This window comes from Arenimonas sp., from assembly GCF_044353605.1.
Classification (GTDB): Bacteria; Pseudomonadota; Gammaproteobacteria; order Xanthomonadales; family Xanthomonadaceae; genus Arenimonas.
Genome location: NZ_JBILBO010000014.1, coordinates 1 through 18,905, shown reverse-complemented (window position 1 = coordinate 18,905; position 18,905 = coordinate 1). Strand labels below are relative to the sequence as shown.

Sequence of the window (18,905 nt, the reverse complement as noted above, 5' to 3'; positions counted from 1 at the left end):
AAAGTTGCACGCCCATGCCGATACAAAGCAACGATTTGAAGAAACTGGGCCTGAAAGTGACCCACCCGCGCATCCGGATCCTTGAAATTCTGGGTTCGGAAGGGGTGCGCCACCTCAGCGCCGAGGATCTGTACCGCCGTTTGCTGGCCGATGGCGAAGACATCGGACTGGCCACGGTCTACCGGGTATTGACCCAGTTCGAGGCTGCCGGTCTGGTCGAAAAGCATAATTTCGAGGGCGGAACGGCCGTGTACGAACTCGACCGCGGTCAGCATCACGACCACATGGTCTGCGTGGAAACCGGCAAAGTCATTGAGTTCAGCAACGCCGAAATCGAGCGTCTGCAGAAGCAAATCGCCACCGAGCACGGCTATGAGATCGAGGACCACAGTCTGGTCCTGTACGTCCGCCCGAAAAAATAAGCGAAAACGGCCTTAAACCGACTGCCCGTGATCCAGCATCGCGGCAGCATGGGCCAGCGTCTGAGCTGTCAATGTCTTGCCGCCCATCATGCGGGCGATTTCCTGCACCCGGGCATCGCCATCGAGGGTCTGGACCTGGCTTTCGGTGGAGGCGCCGTCACTTTGTTTGGCTACCCGCAGATGCTGATGGCCGAGACTGGCGACCTGGGCCAAATGGGTCACGCACAACACCTGACAGCCCTTACCCAGCGCCCGCAGTTTCTGGCCGACCACTTCAGCAACCGCGCCGCCGATACCGGCATCGACTTCGTCGAACACCATGGTCGGGGTCGGATCGAGACCCAGTGTGGCGACTTCGATGGCCAGGCTGATGCGCGCCAGTTCGCCGCCGGAGGCCACCTTGCGCAAGGGCCTTGGCGGTTGACCGGGGTTGGCCGAAACCAGGAATTCGCAACGCTCTGCGCCATGCAGTTGGGGTTGCTCATCGGCATTGGCTTCAAGTTCAACCACGAACTGACCGCCGGCCATGCCCAGTTCCGCCATCAGAGAACTGACACTGACGCCGAGACGGTCCGAGGCCTGGCGCCGCGTTGTAGTCAGGTGCGCGGCGGCGTTTTGCCATTCGGCAGCAGCGGTTTTGCGTTCGGCCAGCAGGGCATTCAGCGTATCGCCGGCACCGCGCAGTCCGTCCAGCTCCTGCTGCAGGGCGTCGGCTTTTTCCTGAAGCGATTCCATCGGGATACGGTGCCGACGGGCCAGCTCGTGCCAATGACTCAGTTGGGCTTCCAGCGTGGCCAACTCGCCGGCGTCCAGTTCGATGCCGTCTTGCCATTGTTGCAGCTCGGACACCGCTTCCTTGACCTGGATACTGGCGGATTCGAGCAGCTCCACGACGCCTGCCAGAACCGGCTCTTCGGCCTGCCAGCGGCTCAGCTGTGCTGCGCCGGATTGAAGCAGGGCCAACCCATTGGCGGTTTCATCGCCATCCAGTTGCGCGAGTGCGGATGCGGTGGCCGCCAGGAGTTGGTGGGACTGACTGTGGCGTTTGTGCCGGGCAACGGCCTCGGTGATGTTGGCCGGATCGATCGGCTGCCGGTTCAGTTCCTGCAACTGGTGCTCCAACTCGGCGATGCGCGCGCTGACATCGCCTTGGCTTTGCAGTCGATCGATTTGCTGTTGCAAGACATTCCATTGGCGCGCCAGCGTCTGGACCTGACTGGCCTGCTTTCCGGCTTGGCCGAACTCATCAAGCAGGCCCAGTTGTTTTCGGCGTTCGAGCAGGTGTTGCTGGTCATGTTGTCCGTGGATTTCCAGCAACAAGGCTCCGAGTTCCGCCAGTTGCGAGAGTGTGGCGTTGCGGCCATTGATCCAGGCTTTGGAACCGCCATCGGCACGGATGACCCGGCGTAATTGGCATTCGCCGTCTTCGTCGCAGTCGTTTTCTTTCAACCAGGCCAGGGCTTCGGGAGCATCGGCCAGGCCGAAAACGGCCGAGAGCTCGGCGCGCTCGCTGCCGAAGCGCACCATGCCCGAATCGGCGCGAGCGCCGGTCAGGCAGAGCAGGGCATCCACAATCAGGGATTTGCCGGCACCGGTCTCACCGGTGACGACAGTGAAGCCATCAAATACGGCAAGATCATTGGCCGAAACCACGGCGAAATTGGTAAGTTGCAATTGCGTCAGCATGTCGGCTATTTTGCCCGATTTGCACCGGCAAAAACGCGGGCGTGTCTGAATTTCGATTCGGAATGCATGCCAATGCTATGCCCGGCGTCCGCTTTGACCTATGCTAAGGACATGAATTTTCCGCTTGACCCGCGCGCGCGCCGCCTCCTGCATGCCCTGATCGCCCAGCATATCCGCGAAGGCACGCCGGTCCCCAGCCGTATGCTGGCCAAACAGGCGGGACTGGAAGTCAGTCCGGCGACCATCCGCAACATCATGGCCAATCTCGAGGATGTCGGTCTGCTGGCCGCCCCGCATACCTCGGCCGGGCGGGTGCCGACGGCGCAGGCCTACCGCCTGTTCGTCGACTCCCTGCTGGAGGTGGCACCCTTACGCGAGCCTGAGCTGGACCGTCTGCGCGAACAGATGGCACCCGGGGTCGGGACCCAGACCCTGTTGGCGCAGGCCAGTGAAATGCTGTCGGCGATGAGCCAGTTCGTCGGCGTGGTGACCGTGCCGCAGCGCGGACAGTCGGCGTTCAAACACATCGATTTTCTCGCGCTCGACGACAACCGGGTGTTGGTTATTCTGGTGTTTGCCGATAATGAGGTGCAGAACCGCATCGTGCAGTTGCAACGACCGTTTTCCTCCGAAGCACTGGAACAGACCGCCAATTACCTCAACCGCCATTTCGCAGGTCAAGGCTTTGCCCAAATCCGCCGGCAGCTGGTCGCCGAAATGCAGCAAGCCAAATCGGAGATGGACACCCTGCTGAGCGCCGCCCTCGACATCTCCCAACAGTTGCTTGCCGCCGAACCGCGCCCGGAAGACATGGTGCTTACCGGCCAGACCCGGCTGATGGGCGCCCAGGGACTGTCCGACATGGACCGCCTGCGCAGTCTGTTCGAGGCCTTTTCCCGCAAGCGGGAGATCCTTGGCCTGCTCGAATCCTGCGCCGATGCCCAGGGCGTACGGGTCTTTATCGGCGAGGAAAGCGGCTTGGCGCCTCTGCAAGCCTGCACGGTGATTACCGCGCCGTACTCAAGCCAAGGTCAGGTATTGGGCGTACTCGGCGTGATTGGGCCGACCCGGATGCCCTACGAGCGGGTCATCCCGATCGTCCAGGCTACCGCCGAATTACTCGGTGACGCCTTGAAACTGGACTGAGCACCCCCAAATCTGCCTTGTGCCCGGATTTCGGGCGGTTTTTCATGGACAAGGCAATGCATACCAACGACCCCACACCGGAATCTCCCGATAGCCCTGAAATCCAGGAGATCGATGCCCAGCAACAATTGCTGGCCGATTTCGAACAACTCAAGGCTGCCGTGGCCCAGATGCAGGAAGAGCGTCTGCGCGAACGCGCCGAGCTCGACAACCAGCGTAAGCGTCTGGTGCGTGACGTGGAAATGGCCCGCAAGTTCGCCAACGAGCGTCTGCTCGGGGATTTACTGCCGGTATTCGACAGCTTGGACGCCGGCCTGAGCGCCGCCGGCAGTGAAGCCAGTCCGCTGCGTGACGGCCTCGATCTGACCTTTAAACAGCTGCTGAAGGTTGCCGCCGACAATGGCCTGCAGCTGATCGACCCGGTCGGCCAGCCGTTCAACCCGGACCAACACCAGGCCATCAGTCGTCAGGACGGCAGCGATGCCGCGCCCGATACCGTGGTGCAGGTGTTCCAGAAAGGCTACTTGCTGAATGAACGCCTGCTGCGCCCGGCCCTGGTCGTGGTCGCCGGCGCTTGAAATCCGGCAAAAGCGCCATACATCCTGAATCATAGGCGGCGACGCCTGCAATCAACGAATCCTGAGGAGAAACAGACATGGGTAAAATCATCGGCATCGATCTGGGCACCACCAACAGCTGCGTTTCCGTGATGGAAGGCGGCGTCGCCAAAGTCATCGAGAATGCGGAAGGCGACCGCACCACGCCGTCCATCGTGGCCTTCACCAAAGACGGTGAAGTCATCGTCGGCGCTTCGGCCAAGCGCCAGGGCGTGACCAATCCGAAAAACACCTTCTACGCGGTAAAGCGCCTGATCGGCCGCAAATTCACCGACGCCGAAGTCAAGAAAGACATCGATCTGGTGCCGTACGGCATCGTGGCGCACGACAACGGCGACGCCTGGGTGCAGACCGCCGATGGCAAAAAAATGGCGGCCCAGGAAATTTCCGCGCGCGTGCTGGAAAAAATGAAGAAAACCGCCGAAGCCTATCTGGGCGAAGCGGTCACCGAAGCGGTCATCACCGTGCCGGCCTACTTCAACGACTCCCAGCGTCAGGCCACCAAGGACGCCGGCCGCATCGCCGGCCTGGAAGTCAAGCGCATCATCAACGAACCGACCGCGGCCGCGCTGGCCTATGGTCTCGACAAGAAAGGTGGTGACCGCAAGATTGCCGTGTACGATCTCGGCGGCGGCACCTTTGACGTGTCGATCATCGAAATCGCTGAAATCGACGGCGAGAAGCAGTTCGAAGTGCTGGCCACCAACGGCGACACCTTCCTCGGCGGCGAAGACTTCGACAACCGCATCATCGATTTCCTGGTGGAAGAATTCAACAAGGAGCAGGGCATCGACCTGCGCAAGGATCCGCTCGCCCTGCAGCGCCTGAAAGACGCCGCCGAACGCGCCAAAATCGAACTGTCGACCTCGCAGCAGACCGACATCAATCTGCCGTACGTCACTGCCGATGCCTCAGGCCCGAAACACCTGAACATCAAGCTGACCCGCGCCAAGCTGGAAGCCCTGGTCGATGATCTGGTCAAGAAGACCATCGAGCCATGCCGCATCGCACTCAAAGATGCCAACCTGCGCGCCGCTGATGTGTCCGACGTGATTCTGGTCGGTGGCATGACCCGCATGCCGAAAGTGCAGGCGGCCGTGGCTGAATTCTTCGGCAAGGAACCGCGCAAGGACGTCAACCCGGACGAAGCCGTTGCCATCGGTGCCGCGGTGCAGGGCGGTGTGCTGGCCGGTACCGTGAAAGACGTGCTGCTGCTCGACGTCACTCCGCTGTCGCTCGGTATTGAAACCATGGGCGGCGTGTTCACCAAGATCATCGAGAAGAACACCACCATTCCGACCAAGGCCTCGCAGACCTTCTCGACCGCCGAAGACAACCAGTCTGCGGTGACCGTGCACGTGTTGCAGGGTGAACGCGAACAGGCCCGCTACAACAAGTCCCTGGCCCGTTTCGACCTGGCCGGTATCGATTCCGCGCCGCGCGGCATGCCGCAGATCGAAGTCAGCTTCGACATCGATGCCAATGGCATCCTGCATGTCTCGGCCAAGGACAAGAAGAACGGCAAAGAACAGCGCATTGAAATCAAGGCCGGTTCCGGTCTGTCGGAAGCCGAAATCCAGCAGATGGTGCAGGACGCCGAAGCGCACCGCGAAGAGGACAAGAAGTTCCACGAGCTGGTGACCGTCCGCAACATGGCGGATGCCGCCGTGCACAGCACCCGGACCGCCATCAAGGAACACGGCGACAAAGTGCCGGGTGATCAGCTGGGCGCCATTGAAACCGCGCTGAGCGATCTGGAAACCGCGATGAAGGGTGACGACAAGGCCCAGATCGAGGCCAAGACCGAAGCCCTCAGCCAGGCCGCGCAGTCGCTGTATGCTGCCGCCTCGGCCGGCGCCCAACCGGAAGCTCAGGCTCAGGCCCAGTCGGCCGGCGATGACGTGGTGGATGCCGAATTCACCGAAGTCAAAGACGACCAGAAATAAGTTGCAGTTCCCGACCCACGCCGGTTTTCCACCGGCGTGGGTTTTTCCGTAAAGAAAAACCGGATTTTCCGTCATGAGCAAGCGTGATTATTACGATGTCCTCGGTGTGGCCAAGAATGCCAGCGAGGAAGAATTGAAAAAGGCCTATCGCCGTCTGGCGATGAAGCACCATCCCGACCGCAATCCGGATGATGACAAGGCCGAGCACGCGTTCAAGGAAGCCAAAGAAGCCTACGAAGTACTGAGCGATGCCAACAAGCGCCGCGCCTATGATGCCCATGGTCATGCCGCTTTCGAACACGGCATGGGTGGTGGCGGTGGCGGTGCCGGCTATGCCGACATGGGTGACATCTTCGGTGATATTTTCGGGGATATCTTCGGCGGTGGACGCGGCCAGCGCGGCCCGCGCCGCGGCAATGATCTGCGCTACGTGCTCGAACTCGATTTGGAAGAAGCGGTGTTCGGTGTCGAGAAGCAGATCGATATTCCAACCCTGATTGCCTGCGAACCCTGCAAAGGCTCCGGGTCCGAAGACGGCAAGATCGAAACCTGCAAAACCTGCCAGGGCCGGGGCCAAGTGCGCATGCAGCGCGGCATCTTCGCCATGCAGCAGCCGTGTCCGTCCTGCGGTGGCCGCGGTGAAACCATTGCCAAGCCCTGTAAATCCTGCCACGGCCAAGGCCGCAAGCAAAGCCAGAAAACTCTGCAGGTCAAAATTCCCGCGGGCGTGGATACCGATGACCGGATCCGACTGCAAGGCGAGGGCGAAGCGGCACCGGCGCGTGGTGTGGCCGGCGATCTGTATGTTGAAGTGCATGTCCGCGAGCACCCGATTTTCCAGCGTGAAGGCAATGACCTTTACTGCGAAGTGCCGATCCGTTTCAGTCAGGCCGCGCTTGGTGCTGAATTGACGGTGCCGACCCTGCAGGGCGAAGCGCTGGTGAAAGTGCCGGCCGAAACCCAGACCGGCAAGGTGTTCCGCCTGCGCGGCAAAGGTGTGAAATCGGTGCGCAGTCACGGTACCGGCGATCTGCTGTGCCGGGTGGTGGTGGAAACCCCGGTCAATCTGACCGGAAAGCAGCGTGAACTGCTGGAAGCTTTCGAGAAAACCTTCGAGGGTGAGGCCGGTGCCAAGCATTCGCCGAAATCCAGCACATTCTTCGACGGCGTGAAGTCCTTCCTGGACCGCATTATTTCGTAGCAAGCATGTGACGCCAAGACATGACAGCAACTTTTTAATGTTTTCTGGCTATAGCTATTTAACAGGAATTGAACATATCTTGATGAATTGATTCATTTTTAGTTCATTAAAACGGCTTGTGTTCAGGCGCTGTTTTCGATATGGTGGATAGAATTTCGCGATGTCTCTCAGCCTTTGGAGCACCCGATGCGTTTTCTTCCCCTGTTTGCCCTCGGTTTGCTGTCCGCCAGCCAAGTTCATGCCCAGTCCGTCGACGCGTCCTTGATTGCGCGTCTGGCCCCGAAAATCAATCCGGCGGTCATCAATGAAGCGGTTTCCGCGATGAACTGTGCCCGCAAGAACGGGGTCGGCATCAATGCCAGCCGCGTCGCCATCATTGATTACACCATTCCCTCGCGTCTGCCGCGCTTGTGGGTGCTGGATTTGAAGCAGCAGAAGCTTTTGTTTGAAGAGCATGTTGCGCACGGCCAGGGTTCCGGCCACGATATCCCCAATGCCTTTTCCGATCGTGAAGGCAGCCACCAGACCAGCCTCGGCCTGTTCCTGACCGACACGACCTATCAGGGCGGTAATGGGTATTCTCTGCGGCTGCATGGCCTGAGCAAAGGCTTCAACGAATCGGCAATGCGGCGACTGATCGTGATGCATGGCGCCCCGTATGTGAATCCCATCGCCGCCATGGCCATGGGCCGTCTGGGCCGATCCTGGGGTTGTCCTGCGGTCCGGCGTGAAGTCGCCAAGCCGATGATCGATACCCTCAAGCAAGGGCAGTTCATCTATTCGCACGGGCCCGGTACCGCAAAGCTCTCGCAGTGCAAAACCGAAAATCTGTCGCTGGTGGCCACGCCACCGGAATCCACGCCTCAATCCGCACGCTGAAAAAACGCCCCTTTCGGGGCGTTTTTTTAAAAGCAGTTATTGGAGCGGTTATTCTCTTAGCCAACTGTCTAGCATATTGCTTACATAGTCGATTGGAAGGCGGTGCCCAGCGTTGGGAACAATCATTGTTTTTATTCCCAATTTTTTGACATCTTCAGGATTGCTTTGCCAGTCTTCTGATCCAACATGAATCCGGCAATTGTGTGGAGCCGGAAACTCTCCCTTGCTCACTAGCTGTGCGAGCTTCTTTGCTCTGGGTGGTATAAACCCTATCCCCGTAGTTGAATTAGAAAATTTCCCAACAATTGGGGAAAGAAGGATCACACTTCCAGGGTAAGGGTCCATTTGAGCCTGTGCGTGCAGAAATAGATAGGCCCCGAATGAATTTGCTATTACATTGGCGTCTTCAGACCAATAGTTTTCTAAAAGATCATTGGCAATAAAATCAATTTTGGCCTGGAATTCTAACTTTTTAAATTCACCTATCAGCTCTCTTCCGGCTACTCTATAGCCTCTTGCGGATATAGCTTCGCCCAATCCCTTATCAAAGCGACCATCCATTCCGGTTAGGTAGTAAACAGATTTATTCAAGTAATGCCTTGTTTTGAACGCGGCTGCTTTCACGCTGCCCGCGCCATTTCATGGAAAGTCCTCAGCCCTGTTCAGGGCAACGGAGAGAATTGATAGATGCCGCCATCGGCCATCAGGGCCAGATGCAGGTTGCCGTCCTTGATCACGAACGAGCGTACGAACGGCATGTCCTTGGTGAATCGGCTGTACAGGGACTTTTCGCCGCAGAACGCCATGGTGCTGCGCAGTGGGCCGAATTCCAGACCGGACGGCGATGTGTAGGTATAGCTGCCGCCGAGCATATTGCAGTCAGCCTTGATGCTGACGCTGCCGTTGTTGTCGAAACGCAGGGCATATTTGCCGGCCGCGTCGGGTTTCAGCACAGTATCGTCCATGTATTGGATATCCACCAGCTGCCATTGGGTTCCGGCCAGGCGGTCGGGTGTAGGTTCAGTGCTTTCCATGGTGCCGGCACAGGCCGTAAGTAACAATGCTGCAATTGAAAAAAGATGTCCACGCATGTTAGTACCTTCCCCAAAAAATCAATCATAGTCACGCCATGATGCCATGACTCATTCATTCAGGCGAGTTGGCCCATTCCAGTGGTGTCATTGAATTGCAGTCGCGCCAATTCGGCATACAGACCGTTCTCGGCCATCAGGCTCTGGTGCGTTCCGGTGGCAATCACGCGGCCCTTGTCCATGACCACGATGCGATCGGCTTTGAGCACGGTGGCGAGGCGATGCGCGATGACCAAGGTGGTGCGTCCCAGCATCAGGTGCTCAAGCGCCACCTGCACCGCACGCTCGGACTGGGCGTCGAGGGCGCTGGTGGCTTCATCGAGCAGCAGAATCGGTGCATCTTTGAGCAGAGCGCGTGCGATGACAATGCGCTGTTGTTGGCCACCGGACAGGCGTGCGCCATGCTCACCCAGTTCGCTATCGAGCCCTTCGGGCAGCACCTGGATGAACTCCCAGGCTTCGGCCGCGATGCAAGCGCGTTTGACGGCATCATCGTCGGCATCCAGATTGCCGTAGCGGATGTTGTCGCGGGCGCTGCCGCCGAAGATCACCGGATCCTGCGGCACCAGTGCAATCTGCCGACGCAGATCATCCACCGCCAGTGCAGCCAGCGGTGCATCACCCAGACGGATCGTGCCGTGCTGCGGATCGTAGAAGCGCAGCAGCAGTTGGAACACCGTACTCTTGCCCGCGCCCGAGGGCCCGACCAGCGCCACGGTTTCGCCGGGCTGGATGGCCAGCGAGAAATCGTGCAAGGCCTTGTCATCCGGCCGGCTTGGGTAGCTGAATGCGACCTGCTCGAAATGAATCGCCTGTTTGCCATTCCGGACCGGCGCATTTTCGGTGACTGTCAATGCGCTGTATTCCTCAAACAGATCGGCGATACGGCTCATGCCGCCGGCTGCGCGTTGCACTTCCGCCCACACTTCCGCCAAGGCGCCGACCGAGCCGGCACCGATCATGGCGTAGAACACGAATTGGGTCAGTGTCCCGGCGGTCATGGTTCCGGAGACCACACTGCGTGCCCCTGACCAGAGGATCAGAGTGATACCGCCGAAAATAATCAGGATGGCGAATGCGGTCAGCGCCGATTGCAGTCCGATGCGTTTGCGTGCCGCGGCCAGCGCATAATCGATGGCGGCGGTGAAGCGCCCGGTTTCATAGCTTTCACGGACGAAGCTCTGTACGGTGTGTACGGCATTGAAGGTTTCACTGGCGCGTGCATTGGCATCGGCCAAGCGGTCCTGGCTGTTTTTGGAAGCGCCACGCACACCGCGTCCCGACAGCACCATCGGCAATACCATCAACGGGATGCCGATCAGGACATAGGCGCCCAGCCGTGGATTGGTGATTACCATCATCACCGCGCTGCCGACCACGGTAATCATGCTGCGCAGGGCGATGGACATGCTGGAGCCGAGCACCGTACGCAGCAATTCTGCATCGGCCGAGAGCCGCGAAATCAGTTCACCGGAACGGGTTTCGTGGAAGAAGCGTTGGTCGAGGCGGATCAGGTGGGCGTACAGCTGCTTGCGCAGATCAGCGATGACGCGCTCGCCCAGCAGGGACACGAAATAGAAGCGGGCGGCCGTGGCCAGGGCCAACAAAGACGCGACGCCGAACAGCAGCAGGAACCAGCGGTCGATGTCGCCGTTCCGGGAAAAGCCCTGATCGACCAGATGCTTGATGGCGACCGGAAAAAACAGGGTCGCACTTGAAGATACCGATAATGCCAGCAACCAGAACACCAAGAGCTGGCGGTGCGGCTTCAGGAACGGCAGCAGGCCTTTCAGCGTATTGATCGGGCGGCCGGTTGACGCCGGTTTGTCACTCATGGGATTCCACCCGAAGCTGAATACGGCCTTCACTGAGCTGCGCGCTCACGGGCTGTCCCGTCTTGACCTGTTGCGGCCGGACGACGACACGGCCGTCGGCGTCACGCAGGATGCTGTAACCACGCGCCAGCGTGGCCAGCGGACTGAGCGCATTCAGACCGATACCGGCCTGTTTCAGGCGGGACAGACGCCGGTCCATGTTGCGCTGCAGGTGACGGTGTAGCTGTTGCTGCAGCGCGGCAATGCCGGCACGCTGCAGGGCGATGCGGTTTTGCGGTCCCGCCCGGTCGAGCCGGTGCGCGGCCAGACGCAGCCGTTGTGCGGGTGCGCCCAAGCGCTGTTGCATGGCGTGCTGGAGGCGGACGCTCAGGGCTTGCAGGTGTTGCCGGCCGTTGTGCAAACGCTGCGCCGGACGGACCGCCTGAAGCCGGAGCAGGGCGGTATCATTGCGTTGTGCAGCGGCCTGCAATCTGCCGCGCAGGGCGTTCTGCAGTTTCTGCGCCAGCACGACCAGACGGCGTTGCAGTTCACCGGCATCCGGCGACAGCAGTTCGGCGGCAACCGAGGGCGTCGGTGCGCGCAGGTCGGCGGCGAAATCGAGCAGACTGAAATCCACTTCATGGCCAATGGCCGAAACCACCGGAATCGGGGCGCTGGCCACCATGCGCACCAGGGCTTCGTCATTGAAGGGCCACAGGTCTTCCAGTGAGCCGCCCCCGCGGGTGATCAAGATGGCATCGTAGCGGCCGCTGGCCAGGGCCGCCTCAAGCGCGGCGCGTATTTCTGCGGCGGCATCCTGCCCTTGCACCGGAACCGGCCAAAGCTCGACCGGCAGCAAGGGAAAGCGCCGTTCCAGCACCGACAGTACATCGTGGATGGCGGCACCACGGGGCGAGGTGATCAGGCCCAGCCGTTTCAGCCAACGCGGAAGTGGCCGTTTGCGGTCGGCGGCGAACAGGCCCTCGGCGTCCAATTTGGCTTTCAGGCGCTCACAGGCCAATTGCAGGGCGCCCTGGCCGGCCGGCTCGATGGATTCCACCGACAGTTGATACTCGCCCCGGGCTTCGTACAACGTCACCCGTGCCCGCACCAAAACCAGCTGACCATCTTTGACCGGGGCCGGCAGGAGAATGGCGCGGTTACGGAACATGGCGCAACGCACCTGAGCCGACGCATCTTTCAGGCTGAAATACAGATGGCCGGAGGCTGGTCGGGACAGATTGCTGATTTCGCCTTCCAGCCAGATCTGGCTGAAGTTGGATTCCAGCAAGTCGCGGGCCAAGGCATTGAGCTGCGCCGGCTTGAAGATGCGGCGTTCGGCGGCAGGAGAAAGGAAAGAGCTCACCGGTCTAGGATACCTGACTGCGCGGAATTGGGCGATTTCCATTAAACTATCGGCTTGAGCAGACGTTGACGGAATCTGCAGCTCCGGGCGTCAACCGCGATTGCATCCTGCTCATCGAGCCGGGCTGAACAGGTATTTCCATGCAGAGTGATTCCCCGATCCCCCGTCGCCTTTGCCATGCCGTGCAGGTCGGCCGTGTTACCGTCGGCGGCGGCGCACCGATCGTGGTGCAGTCGATGACCAATACCGACACCGCCGACATCGCCGCCAGCGTCAAGCAGATCGCCCAGCTCTGGCGTGCCGGCTCGGAAGTGGTGCGGGTTACCGTCAATAATCCGGAATCGGCCAAAGCAGTGCCGCATATCGCCGACAAGCTGGCGATGATGGGCATCGAGGTGCCGATCGTCGGCGATTTCCATTACAACGGCCATCAGCTGCTCACAGCCGAGCCGGCCTGTGCCGAGCGTCTGGCCAAGTACCGCATCAATCCGGGCAATGTCGGTTTCGGAAAAAAACGCGACAGCCAGTTCGGCGCCATCATCGATCTGGCCAACCGCTATGCCAAACCGGTGCGCATCGGGGTCAATTGGGGTTCTCTGGATCAGGAACTGGCGCAGCAGATGATGGATGAAAACGCCTCGCGCCCCGAGCCCTGGAGCGCGGCCCGCGTTTTGCAGGAGGCCCTGGTGCGCTCTGCGCTGGATTCGGCGGCACGGGCCGAACAGCTCGGCATGCCGCACAACCGCATCCTCCTGTCGGCCAAGGTTTCCGGGGTGCAGGAGCTGATCGCGGTGTACCGTGATCTGGCCAAACGCTGCGGGTATCCCTTGCATCTGGGCCTGACCGAAGCCGGCATGGGCAGCAAGGGCATCGTGGCGTCCACCGCCGCGCTCGCGGTATTGCTGCAGGAAGGCATCGGCGACACCATCCGCATTTCGCTGACGCCGGAACCGGGCGCATCACGCACGCAGGAAGTGATCGTGGCGCAGGAGCTGCTGCAGACCATGGGCTTGCGCGCCTTCACGCCGCTGGTGACCGCCTGTCCGGGCTGTGGCCGGACCACCTCGGAGTTTTTCCAGGAACTGGCCAAGTCGGTGCAGGAACACGTGCGTGCGAAAATGCCGGAGTGGAAAATCAGCCACCCGGGCGCCGAGCATCTGACCCTTGCGGTCATGGGCTGCGTGGTCAACGGACCGGGCGAATCCAAGCATGCCGACATCGGCATTTCGCTGCCGGGTACCGGTGAAGCGCCGGCCGCGCCGGTGTTCATCGATGGTGAAAAGAAACTGACCCTGCGCGGCGATAACATCGCCCAGGAGTTCACCGCGCTGATTGATGCCTACGTCGAGAACAAATACAAACGGGTGTAATCTGCCATCGGTCAGCGCTGCAGGGTATCCGAGAAGATTTCAGGATCGGTGACCGCCGGTTTGGCGCGGGTGATCTCCCGGTGCGCCAGATACAGGTTGGAGCCGAAGATGATCAGTGCGCCAATCAGGGTGTAACGGTCGACGCTTTCGCCGAACAGCCACCAGCCGAATACGCCGACCACCAGTACCTGCATGAAGCTGATCGGCGTGAGGATGGAGGCATCGCCCAGCTGCAGGGCGCGGGTCCAGCACATGTGCGCCACGGTGCCAAACAGGCCGGCCAGCACCAGCCACAGCCAGGTGATGCCCGAGGGCGTCTGCCAGAACAGCAAGGCCGGCACCAGCGACATCGGCACCCACAAAGCGGTGGTGAACACCACGATGGCATCCGGGCTTTCGGTGCGGGTCAGGAACTTAATCGAGATGGCCACACTGGCGCTCATCACCGCCGCCAGCAACGCCACCAGACTGGCGCCGGTAAAGGTGTCGGCGTCCGGGCGCAGCAGGATGATGACGCCGATGAAGCCGATCAACACCGCCGCCCAGCGCCGGGCGCGGACGGTTTCACCCAGTACCCATACCGCACCGATGGTGACGAACAGTGGCGTGGAATAAGAAATCGCCACGGCTTGCGCCAGCGGCAGATGCACGATGGCCCAGAAGCCGGCCAGCATGCCGACCGTGCCGATGGCGCAGCGCAGCAGATACAGCGGCAGCTTGGAGGTCTTCAGTAATCCCGGGCCGTGCTTGAACAGCAAGGGCAGGGTGAACAGCAGGCCGAACAGATTCCGGAAGAACGCGATTTCAAATGGATGCTGTGTTTCCGAGGCCAGACGGATGACCACTGCCATCAGGCCGAACAACACGGTACTGAACAGCATCAATAGCACCGCACGAGCGGTCGGGTGCGTGTGTTTGTCGGGAATCAAAAATCGGCACCGAGGATGCGCGGTTCCGGCTCCAAAACCACACCGAATTGCGCCTGCACCGCGGCGACCACTTTGCGGGCCACCGCCAGCAGTTCGGCGCCGCTGGCCTTGCCGTGATTGACCAACACCAGCGCGTGCTGTTCGGCAATACCGGCATCCCCTTCGCGATAGCCTTTCCAGCCGGCTTTTTCAATCAACCAGGCAGCAGACAATTTTTTGTAGCCGTCCACGCCGGAGGGAAATACCGGCAGTTCCGGGTATGTCGCCTTTAGTGCATTGGCCTCGGCATCCGGCAGCATCGGATTTTTGAAGAAACTGCCGGCATTGCCGACCAAGGCTGGGTTCGGCAGTTTGCGGGTGCGGATGCGGCTGATGGCTTCGGCCAGATGCAGCGCTTTCGGTTCAGTGATGCCCATCGCCACCAGCTCTTCGGGCACGCCGGCGTAAGCCATTTTTAGCGGCCGGGTTTTATCCAGACGGAACTCGACGGCGGTAATCACCCACTGATCGCGTTCGTGTTTGAAACGCGAGTCGCGGTAGCCGAACGCGCACTCGGAATTGCTCAAGCGTTTGATGCGGCCGCTGGCGCGGTCGAAGGCTTCCACGGTTTCGATGAATTCGCCCACTTCCGCGCCATAGGCCCCGATGTTCTGGATCGGGCAGGCGCCGACGGTGCCGGGAATCAGCGCCATGTTTTCCAAGCCGTTCCAGCCACGTGCCAGCGTCCAATGCACCAACTCGTTCCAGAGCATGCCCGCTTCAGCGCGGATCAATGCCCGCGAATCATCCTGTTCCAGGATGCGGCAGTCGTCGCCGGTCAGGCACAGCACTAGGCCGGGATAATCTGCGGCGAACAGCACATTGCTGCCTTCGCCCAATACCAGCACCTCCATGCCTTTCATGGCAGCTAAATCGAAGGCCTCGCCGATGCGGGAGGGATCACGGACGTCGCACATGGCGGCCGCGCGTGCGGCGATACGCAGGGTATTGCGGCCGGCCAGCGAGACGTCATCGGCCCACGGCAGGGGCTGCATCAGCCTGCACCCAGCCGACGACGATGCATGGCGTTGACGCATTCACCGATCAGTTCCGGGCCACGGTAGATGAAACCGGTATAGATCTGCACCAAGGACGCGCCGGCCGAGACTTTGCCGAGCGCATCGGCGCCTTCGGTAATGCCACCGACTCCGATAATCGGAATGCTGTTGTCCAAGTGCAGACGCAAGCGACGCAGGGTGTGCGTGGCTTTTTCGTACAGCGGTTTGCCCGACAGACCGCCGACCTGGCCGGCAATCGGATTCGGGCCGAGCATGCTGCGGTCGATGGTGGTGTTGCCGGCAATCACGCCGTCGAGCTTGGCGGCATTGAACACGCCGGCGATGCCTTCGATTTCGGCCTCGGACAGATCCGGTGCAATTTTCACCAGCATCGGTACGCGATGGCCGCGCACGGCCGCCAGATCTTCCTGGGCGGCGCGCAGTTCGTTGACGAACACGCGCAGCGCTTCTTCGCCCTGCAGATCACGCAGACCCTGGGTGTTGGGCGAGGAGATGTTGACCGTGATGTAGTCGGCGTAGTCGTACACGCGCTCGAGACAATGCAGATAGTCGTCGATGGCGCGCTCGTTCGGCGTGTCTTTGTTCTTGCCGATGTTGATGCCGAGAATGCCTTCGCGTTTGGAACGCTCGACGTTTTTAACCAACGCATCAACACCGTGGTTGTTGAAGCCGAGCCGGTTGATGATGCCCATTTCGTCTTTCAGGCGGAACATGCGCGGCTTCGGGTTGCCTTCCTGCGGGCGCGGCGTGACCGTGCCGATTTCCACGAAACCGAAACCGAGCGCCATCAGCGCGTCGATGTGTTCGCCGTTCTTATCGAGCCCGGCGGCGCAGCCGACCGGGTTCGGGAAACTGATGCCGAAGGCTTTGGTCGGCAGCGGCTTGGGCTTGACCGCCAATAGCGGATTCAAACCGGTGCGGTAGGCGGTTTCCAGCGCGGCCAAGCCGAGCGTGTGCGCACGCTCGGCGTCCAGGCAGAACAGCAGGGGCCGGGCCAGGGAATACATCAGAATTCGAACTTGATGCCTTGGGCCAAGGGCAGGGAATCCGAGTAGTTGATGGTGTTGGTCTGACGACGCATATACACCTTCCAGGCATCGGAGCCGGACTCGCGGCCACCGCCGGTTTCCTTCTCGCCACCGAAAGCGCCGCCGATCTCTGCACCGGACGTGCCGATGTTGACGTTGGCGATGCCGCAGTCGGAGCCGCTGGCGGCCAGGAAGGCTTCCGCGGCTTTCAGGTTCTGGGTGAAGATGGCCGAGCTCAGACCTTGCGGTACGGCATTTTGCAGGGCGATGGCTTCATCCAGGGTTTTGTAAGTCATCACATACAGAATCGGGGCGAAGGTTTCGGCCTGCACCACGGCATCGGAGTTTTTGATGTTGCCGATGATGGTCGGCAGCACGAAATTGCCTCGGCCTTCGACGGCGCTGCCACCGGTCAGCACTTTGCCACCGGCCGCTTTCGCACCATCGATGGCTTTCAGGAACTGCGCGACCGCTTCTTTCGAGTTCAGCGGGCCCATCAGGGTGGTCGGCAGGGTTGGATCGCCGATTTTGGTTTCAACCTGCTTATAGGCCGCGACCAGTTTCTCGACCACGACATCGTGCAGGGCTTCATGCACGAACAAGCGGCGGGTAGTAGTACAGCGCTGGCCGGCCGTGCCGACGGCGCCGAACACGATGGCCGGAATCGCCAGTTTCAGATCGGCGGTATCGTCGACGATGATGGCGTTGTTGCCGCCCAATTCGAGCAGGGAGCGGCCCATGCGGCGCGCCACGCGCTCGCCGACCATGCGGCCGACGTGGGTCGAGCCGGTGAAGCTGATCAGTGCCACACGTTTGTCGTCCACGAAGTTCTGGGCGATTTCAGTGCCGGCATCGTTGAACAGGAAGAACAGATCCGGGAAGCCGGCTTTATTCAGGGCGTCGTTGCAGATCTTCATCGAGGCGATGGCCGAGAACGGGGTTTTCGGCGACGGCTTCCAGATGCAGATGTCGCCGCAGACGCCGGCGAGGAAGGCGTTCCAGGCCCAGACTGCGACCGGGAAGTTGAAGGCCGAAATGATGCCGACCAGACCGATCGGATGGTATTGCTCGTACATGCGGTGCCCCGGACGTTCCGAGTGCATGGTCAGGCCGTACAGCTGACGCGACAGACCCACGGCGAAATCGCCGATGTCGATCATTTCCTGCACTTCGCCGTCGCCTTCCGGCTTGATCTTGCCCATTTCAAAAGCGACCAGCGAACCGAGCGCGTCTTTGTGGGCGCGCAGGGCGTCGGCACACAGGCGGATGGCTTCGCCGCGTTTCGGGGCCGGGGTCGTGCGCCAGACGGCATAGGCTTCTTCGGCGCGGGCGATGAGGGTGTCGTAGTCGCTCTGACTGGAGGCGTAAACGCGGCCGATGACTTCGCCGGTGCTCGGGTTGACCGGTTCCAGGACGCCGGCATCGGTGGTTTTGGACCACTCGCCGCGGCCGAGGTAGGTGCCGGATTCGGTTTCGGAAAGGCCGAGGGCGGCGAGAACGGGGTGCGTCATGACAACTCCAAACAGGGGCAATAAACCGCTATTTTACCCGATTTGACCGCATATTCCGACCCTTAGCCACCGCTGCGACGGGGTTCACGCCGAATCCAAGCGGCCTGAATTATCCTTAAAGCCTTGCCAAGGAGAGCTTATGCCTTCGAATTCGACCCAAGCCGCTCGCCTGTTGACCTACGCCGGCATTCTGCCTTTCGCCATCGGCCTGGCCGGGCAGGTGTTTGCGCCCACCGCCGCGCCCTGGCAACAATGGACCGCGGCCTATGGCGCGGTGATTACCGCCTTCATCGCCGGCATCCACTGGGCGGTGCATTTGTTCTTTGGCGAGCGCGCGCCAATCAATTTGCTACTTAGCAGCAATGTGCTGGCTTTGGCGGCCTGGGGCGCGTTGCTGTTACCGGCCGGCCCAGGGCCATTTCGTTTACTGATTCTGGTCTTCCTGGCCTTGGTGCTGATTGATCGACGGTTGCGCAAAGCCGAGCTGATTCCGGAATGGTTCTACCGCCTGCGCCTGCAGGCCAGTGCCGCGGTGTCGCTGTGCCTGCTGGGCATGGCCGTGGCCGTGATGTAGGCAAAAAAAACCGCCCAAAGGGCGGGAAGGGTGATGTTTGGAAGCCATCAATCCAAAGAGAGTAGGTGCGGGTGTCTAAGCCGCGGCCCGGACACAGAATGTCACCGGACCATGACCGTTTTATGACAGCCTGTGTCGCAGGCAAAAAAAAGCCGCCTCGGGGCGGCAGAAGGATTCGGGTTAGGAATCCGAGGGGGAGCAAATTGGCCGAAGCCTTATGCTTACTTTACGAATCCGAAATGACAGCCGTGTGAAAACCGCCATGAC

17 protein-coding genes are annotated in these 18,905 nt (G+C 60.7%); 8 read left to right on the top strand and 9 right to left on the bottom strand.

All coding sequences use genetic code 11. The features are described from left to right. Window positions 1-14 precede the first annotated feature (14 nt). Complete coding sequence (fur, locus tag ACIQ1A_RS08180; protein WP_395770576.1) at window positions 15-422, top strand: ferric iron uptake transcriptional regulator; 408 nt, start codon at window positions 15-17, stop codon at window positions 420-422. A 12-nt stretch (window positions 423-434) separates the two neighbouring features. On the opposite strand, the gene recN is transcribed toward fur, so the two are convergent. Further along, entirely contained in the window at window positions 435-2,108 is a 1,674-nt protein-coding gene (recN, locus tag ACIQ1A_RS08175; RefSeq protein WP_395770575.1) for a DNA repair protein RecN, read from the bottom strand. Window positions 2,109-2,219: 111 nt separating this feature from the next. On the opposite strand from recN, the gene hrcA reads away from it, so the two are divergent. The 5 genes from hrcA (at window position 2,220) to ACIQ1A_RS08150 (ending at window position 7,897) form a co-directional block, all read left to right on the top strand. After that, the gene (gene hrcA / locus ACIQ1A_RS08170; RefSeq protein ID WP_395770574.1) at window positions 2,220-3,254 is read left to right on the top strand and encodes a heat-inducible transcriptional repressor HrcA; all 1,035 of its coding nucleotides are present in this window, start codon (window positions 2,220-2,222) and stop codon (window positions 3,252-3,254) included. A 56-nt stretch (window positions 3,255-3,310) separates the two neighbouring features. Continuing rightward, the gene (gene grpE / locus ACIQ1A_RS08165) at window positions 3,311-3,832 is read left to right on the top strand and encodes a nucleotide exchange factor GrpE (protein ID WP_395770573.1); all 522 of its coding nucleotides are present in this window, start codon (window positions 3,311-3,313) and stop codon (window positions 3,830-3,832) included. A gap of 77 nt (window positions 3,833-3,909) precedes the next feature. Then, window positions 3,910-5,817 carry a molecular chaperone DnaK gene (dnaK, locus tag ACIQ1A_RS08160; RefSeq protein ID WP_395770572.1) on the top strand — a complete coding sequence of 636 codons (1,908 nt, stop codon included), beginning with the start codon at window positions 3,910-3,912 and terminating at the stop codon, window positions 5,815-5,817. Between the two features lie 73 nt (window positions 5,818-5,890). After that, the gene (dnaJ, locus tag ACIQ1A_RS08155; RefSeq protein ID WP_395770571.1) at window positions 5,891-7,018 is read left to right on the top strand and encodes a molecular chaperone DnaJ; all 1,128 of its coding nucleotides are present in this window, start codon (window positions 5,891-5,893) and stop codon (window positions 7,016-7,018) included. A 186-nt stretch (window positions 7,019-7,204) separates the two neighbouring features. Beyond that, window positions 7,205-7,897: a murein L,D-transpeptidase catalytic domain family protein gene (locus tag ACIQ1A_RS08150; protein WP_395770570.1), complete on the top strand. Its 693-nt coding sequence runs from the start codon at window positions 7,205-7,207 to the stop codon at window positions 7,895-7,897. A gap of 48 nt (window positions 7,898-7,945) precedes the next feature. Here the strand turns inward: ACIQ1A_RS08150 and ACIQ1A_RS08145 are convergent, their stop codons facing one another. From ACIQ1A_RS08145 to xseA, 4 genes are read right to left on the bottom strand one after another with little or no spacing between them, the layout of a single operon-like run. Continuing rightward, window positions 7,946-8,521 carry an alpha/beta fold hydrolase gene (locus ACIQ1A_RS08145; protein ID WP_395770569.1) on the bottom strand — a complete coding sequence of 192 codons (576 nt, stop codon included), beginning with the start codon at window positions 8,519-8,521 and terminating at the stop codon, window positions 7,946-7,948. A gap of 38 nt (window positions 8,522-8,559) precedes the next feature. Further along, window positions 8,560-8,988, bottom strand: a complete 429-nt coding sequence (locus ACIQ1A_RS08140) for an META domain-containing protein (protein WP_395770568.1) — start codon at window positions 8,986-8,988, stop codon at window positions 8,560-8,562. A 59-nt stretch (window positions 8,989-9,047) separates the two neighbouring features. Next, entirely contained in the window at window positions 9,048-10,823 is a 1,776-nt protein-coding gene (locus ACIQ1A_RS08135; RefSeq protein WP_395770567.1) for an ABC transporter transmembrane domain-containing protein, read from the bottom strand. Next, on the bottom strand, window positions 10,816-12,168 hold the full coding sequence (xseA, locus tag ACIQ1A_RS08130; protein ID WP_395770566.1) for an exodeoxyribonuclease VII large subunit: 1,353 nt from the start codon (window positions 12,166-12,168) through the stop codon (window positions 10,816-10,818). Before xseA ends, ACIQ1A_RS08135 begins: the two co-directional genes overlap by 8 nt. Window positions 12,169-12,308: 140 nt before the next feature. On the opposite strand from xseA, the gene ispG reads away from it, so the two are divergent. Further along, on the top strand, window positions 12,309-13,538 hold the full coding sequence (gene ispG, locus ACIQ1A_RS08125) for a flavodoxin-dependent (E)-4-hydroxy-3-methylbut-2-enyl-diphosphate synthase (protein WP_395770565.1): 1,230 nt from the start codon (window positions 12,309-12,311) through the stop codon (window positions 13,536-13,538). An 11-nt stretch (window positions 13,539-13,549) separates the two neighbouring features. On the opposite strand, the gene ACIQ1A_RS08120 is transcribed toward ispG, so the two are convergent. From ACIQ1A_RS08120 to ACIQ1A_RS08105, 4 genes are read right to left on the bottom strand one after another with little or no spacing between them, the layout of a single operon-like run. After that, a complete protein-coding gene (locus ACIQ1A_RS08120) occupies window positions 13,550-14,419 on the bottom strand; it encodes a DMT family transporter (RefSeq protein ID WP_395770564.1) in 870 nt (289 codons plus the stop codon). A gap of 44 nt (window positions 14,420-14,463) precedes the next feature. After that, window positions 14,464-15,501, bottom strand: coding sequence for a UDP-N-acetylmuramate dehydrogenase (murB, locus tag ACIQ1A_RS08115; RefSeq protein ID WP_395770563.1), 1,038 nt, complete (start codon window positions 15,499-15,501; stop codon window positions 14,464-14,466). After that, the gene (locus ACIQ1A_RS08110) at window positions 15,501-16,532 is read right to left on the bottom strand and encodes a quinone-dependent dihydroorotate dehydrogenase (RefSeq protein ID WP_395770562.1); all 1,032 of its coding nucleotides are present in this window, start codon (window positions 16,530-16,532) and stop codon (window positions 15,501-15,503) included. The genes murB and ACIQ1A_RS08110 overlap by 1 nt, the downstream gene beginning before the upstream one ends. Further along, window positions 16,532-18,064 carry an aldehyde dehydrogenase family protein gene (locus tag ACIQ1A_RS08105; RefSeq protein ID WP_395770561.1) on the bottom strand — a complete coding sequence of 511 codons (1,533 nt, stop codon included), beginning with the start codon at window positions 18,062-18,064 and terminating at the stop codon, window positions 16,532-16,534. Before ACIQ1A_RS08105 ends, ACIQ1A_RS08110 begins: the two co-directional genes overlap by 1 nt. Window positions 18,065-18,203: 139 nt before the next feature. Here ACIQ1A_RS08105 and ACIQ1A_RS08100 point away from each other — a divergent pair, with 139 nt between their 5' ends. Next, window positions 18,204-18,638 (top strand): DUF3429 domain-containing protein, encoded by a 435-nt coding sequence (locus ACIQ1A_RS08100; protein WP_395770560.1) that lies wholly within the window; start codon window positions 18,204-18,206, stop codon window positions 18,636-18,638. Window positions 18,639-18,905 lie beyond the last annotated feature (267 nt).

What these genes read in the sequence shown, in the direction of transcription:
- fur (WP_395770576.1), top strand. Translation starts at nt 15, where the DNA reads ATGCCGATACAAAGCAACGATTTGAAGAAACTGGGCCTGAAAGTGACC.
- recN (WP_395770575.1), bottom strand. Translation starts at nt 2,108, where the DNA reads ATGCTGACGCAATTGCAACTTACCAATTTCGCCGTGGTTTCGGCCAAT.
- hrcA (WP_395770574.1), top strand. Translation starts at nt 2,220, where the DNA reads ATGAATTTTCCGCTTGACCCGCGCGCGCGCCGCCTCCTGCATGCCCTG.
- grpE (WP_395770573.1), top strand. Translation starts at nt 3,311, where the DNA reads ATGCATACCAACGACCCCACACCGGAATCTCCCGATAGCCCTGAAATC.
- dnaK (WP_395770572.1), top strand. Translation starts at nt 3,910, where the DNA reads ATGGGTAAAATCATCGGCATCGATCTGGGCACCACCAACAGCTGCGTT.
- dnaJ (WP_395770571.1), top strand. Translation starts at nt 5,891, where the DNA reads ATGAGCAAGCGTGATTATTACGATGTCCTCGGTGTGGCCAAGAATGCC.
- ACIQ1A_RS08150 (WP_395770570.1), top strand. Translation starts at nt 7,205, where the DNA reads ATGCGTTTTCTTCCCCTGTTTGCCCTCGGTTTGCTGTCCGCCAGCCAA.
- ACIQ1A_RS08140 (WP_395770568.1), bottom strand. Translation starts at nt 8,988, where the DNA reads ATGCGTGGACATCTTTTTTCAATTGCAGCATTGTTACTTACGGCCTGT.
- ACIQ1A_RS08135 (WP_395770567.1), bottom strand. Translation starts at nt 10,823, where the DNA reads ATGAGTGACAAACCGGCGTCAACCGGCCGCCCGATCAATACGCTGAAA.
- ispG (WP_395770565.1), top strand. Translation starts at nt 12,309, where the DNA reads ATGCAGAGTGATTCCCCGATCCCCCGTCGCCTTTGCCATGCCGTGCAG.
- ACIQ1A_RS08120 (WP_395770564.1), bottom strand. Translation starts at nt 14,419, where the DNA reads ATGCTGTTCAGTACCGTGTTGTTCGGCCTGATGGCAGTGGTCATCCGT.
- murB (WP_395770563.1), bottom strand. Translation starts at nt 15,501, where the DNA reads ATGCAGCCCCTGCCGTGGGCCGATGACGTCTCGCTGGCCGGCCGCAAT.
- ACIQ1A_RS08110 (WP_395770562.1), bottom strand. Translation starts at nt 16,532, where the DNA reads ATGTATTCCCTGGCCCGGCCCCTGCTGTTCTGCCTGGACGCCGAGCGT.
- ACIQ1A_RS08105 (WP_395770561.1), bottom strand. Translation starts at nt 18,064, where the DNA reads ATGACGCACCCCGTTCTCGCCGCCCTCGGCCTTTCCGAAACCGAATCC.
- ACIQ1A_RS08100 (WP_395770560.1), top strand. Translation starts at nt 18,204, where the DNA reads ATGCCTTCGAATTCGACCCAAGCCGCTCGCCTGTTGACCTACGCCGGC.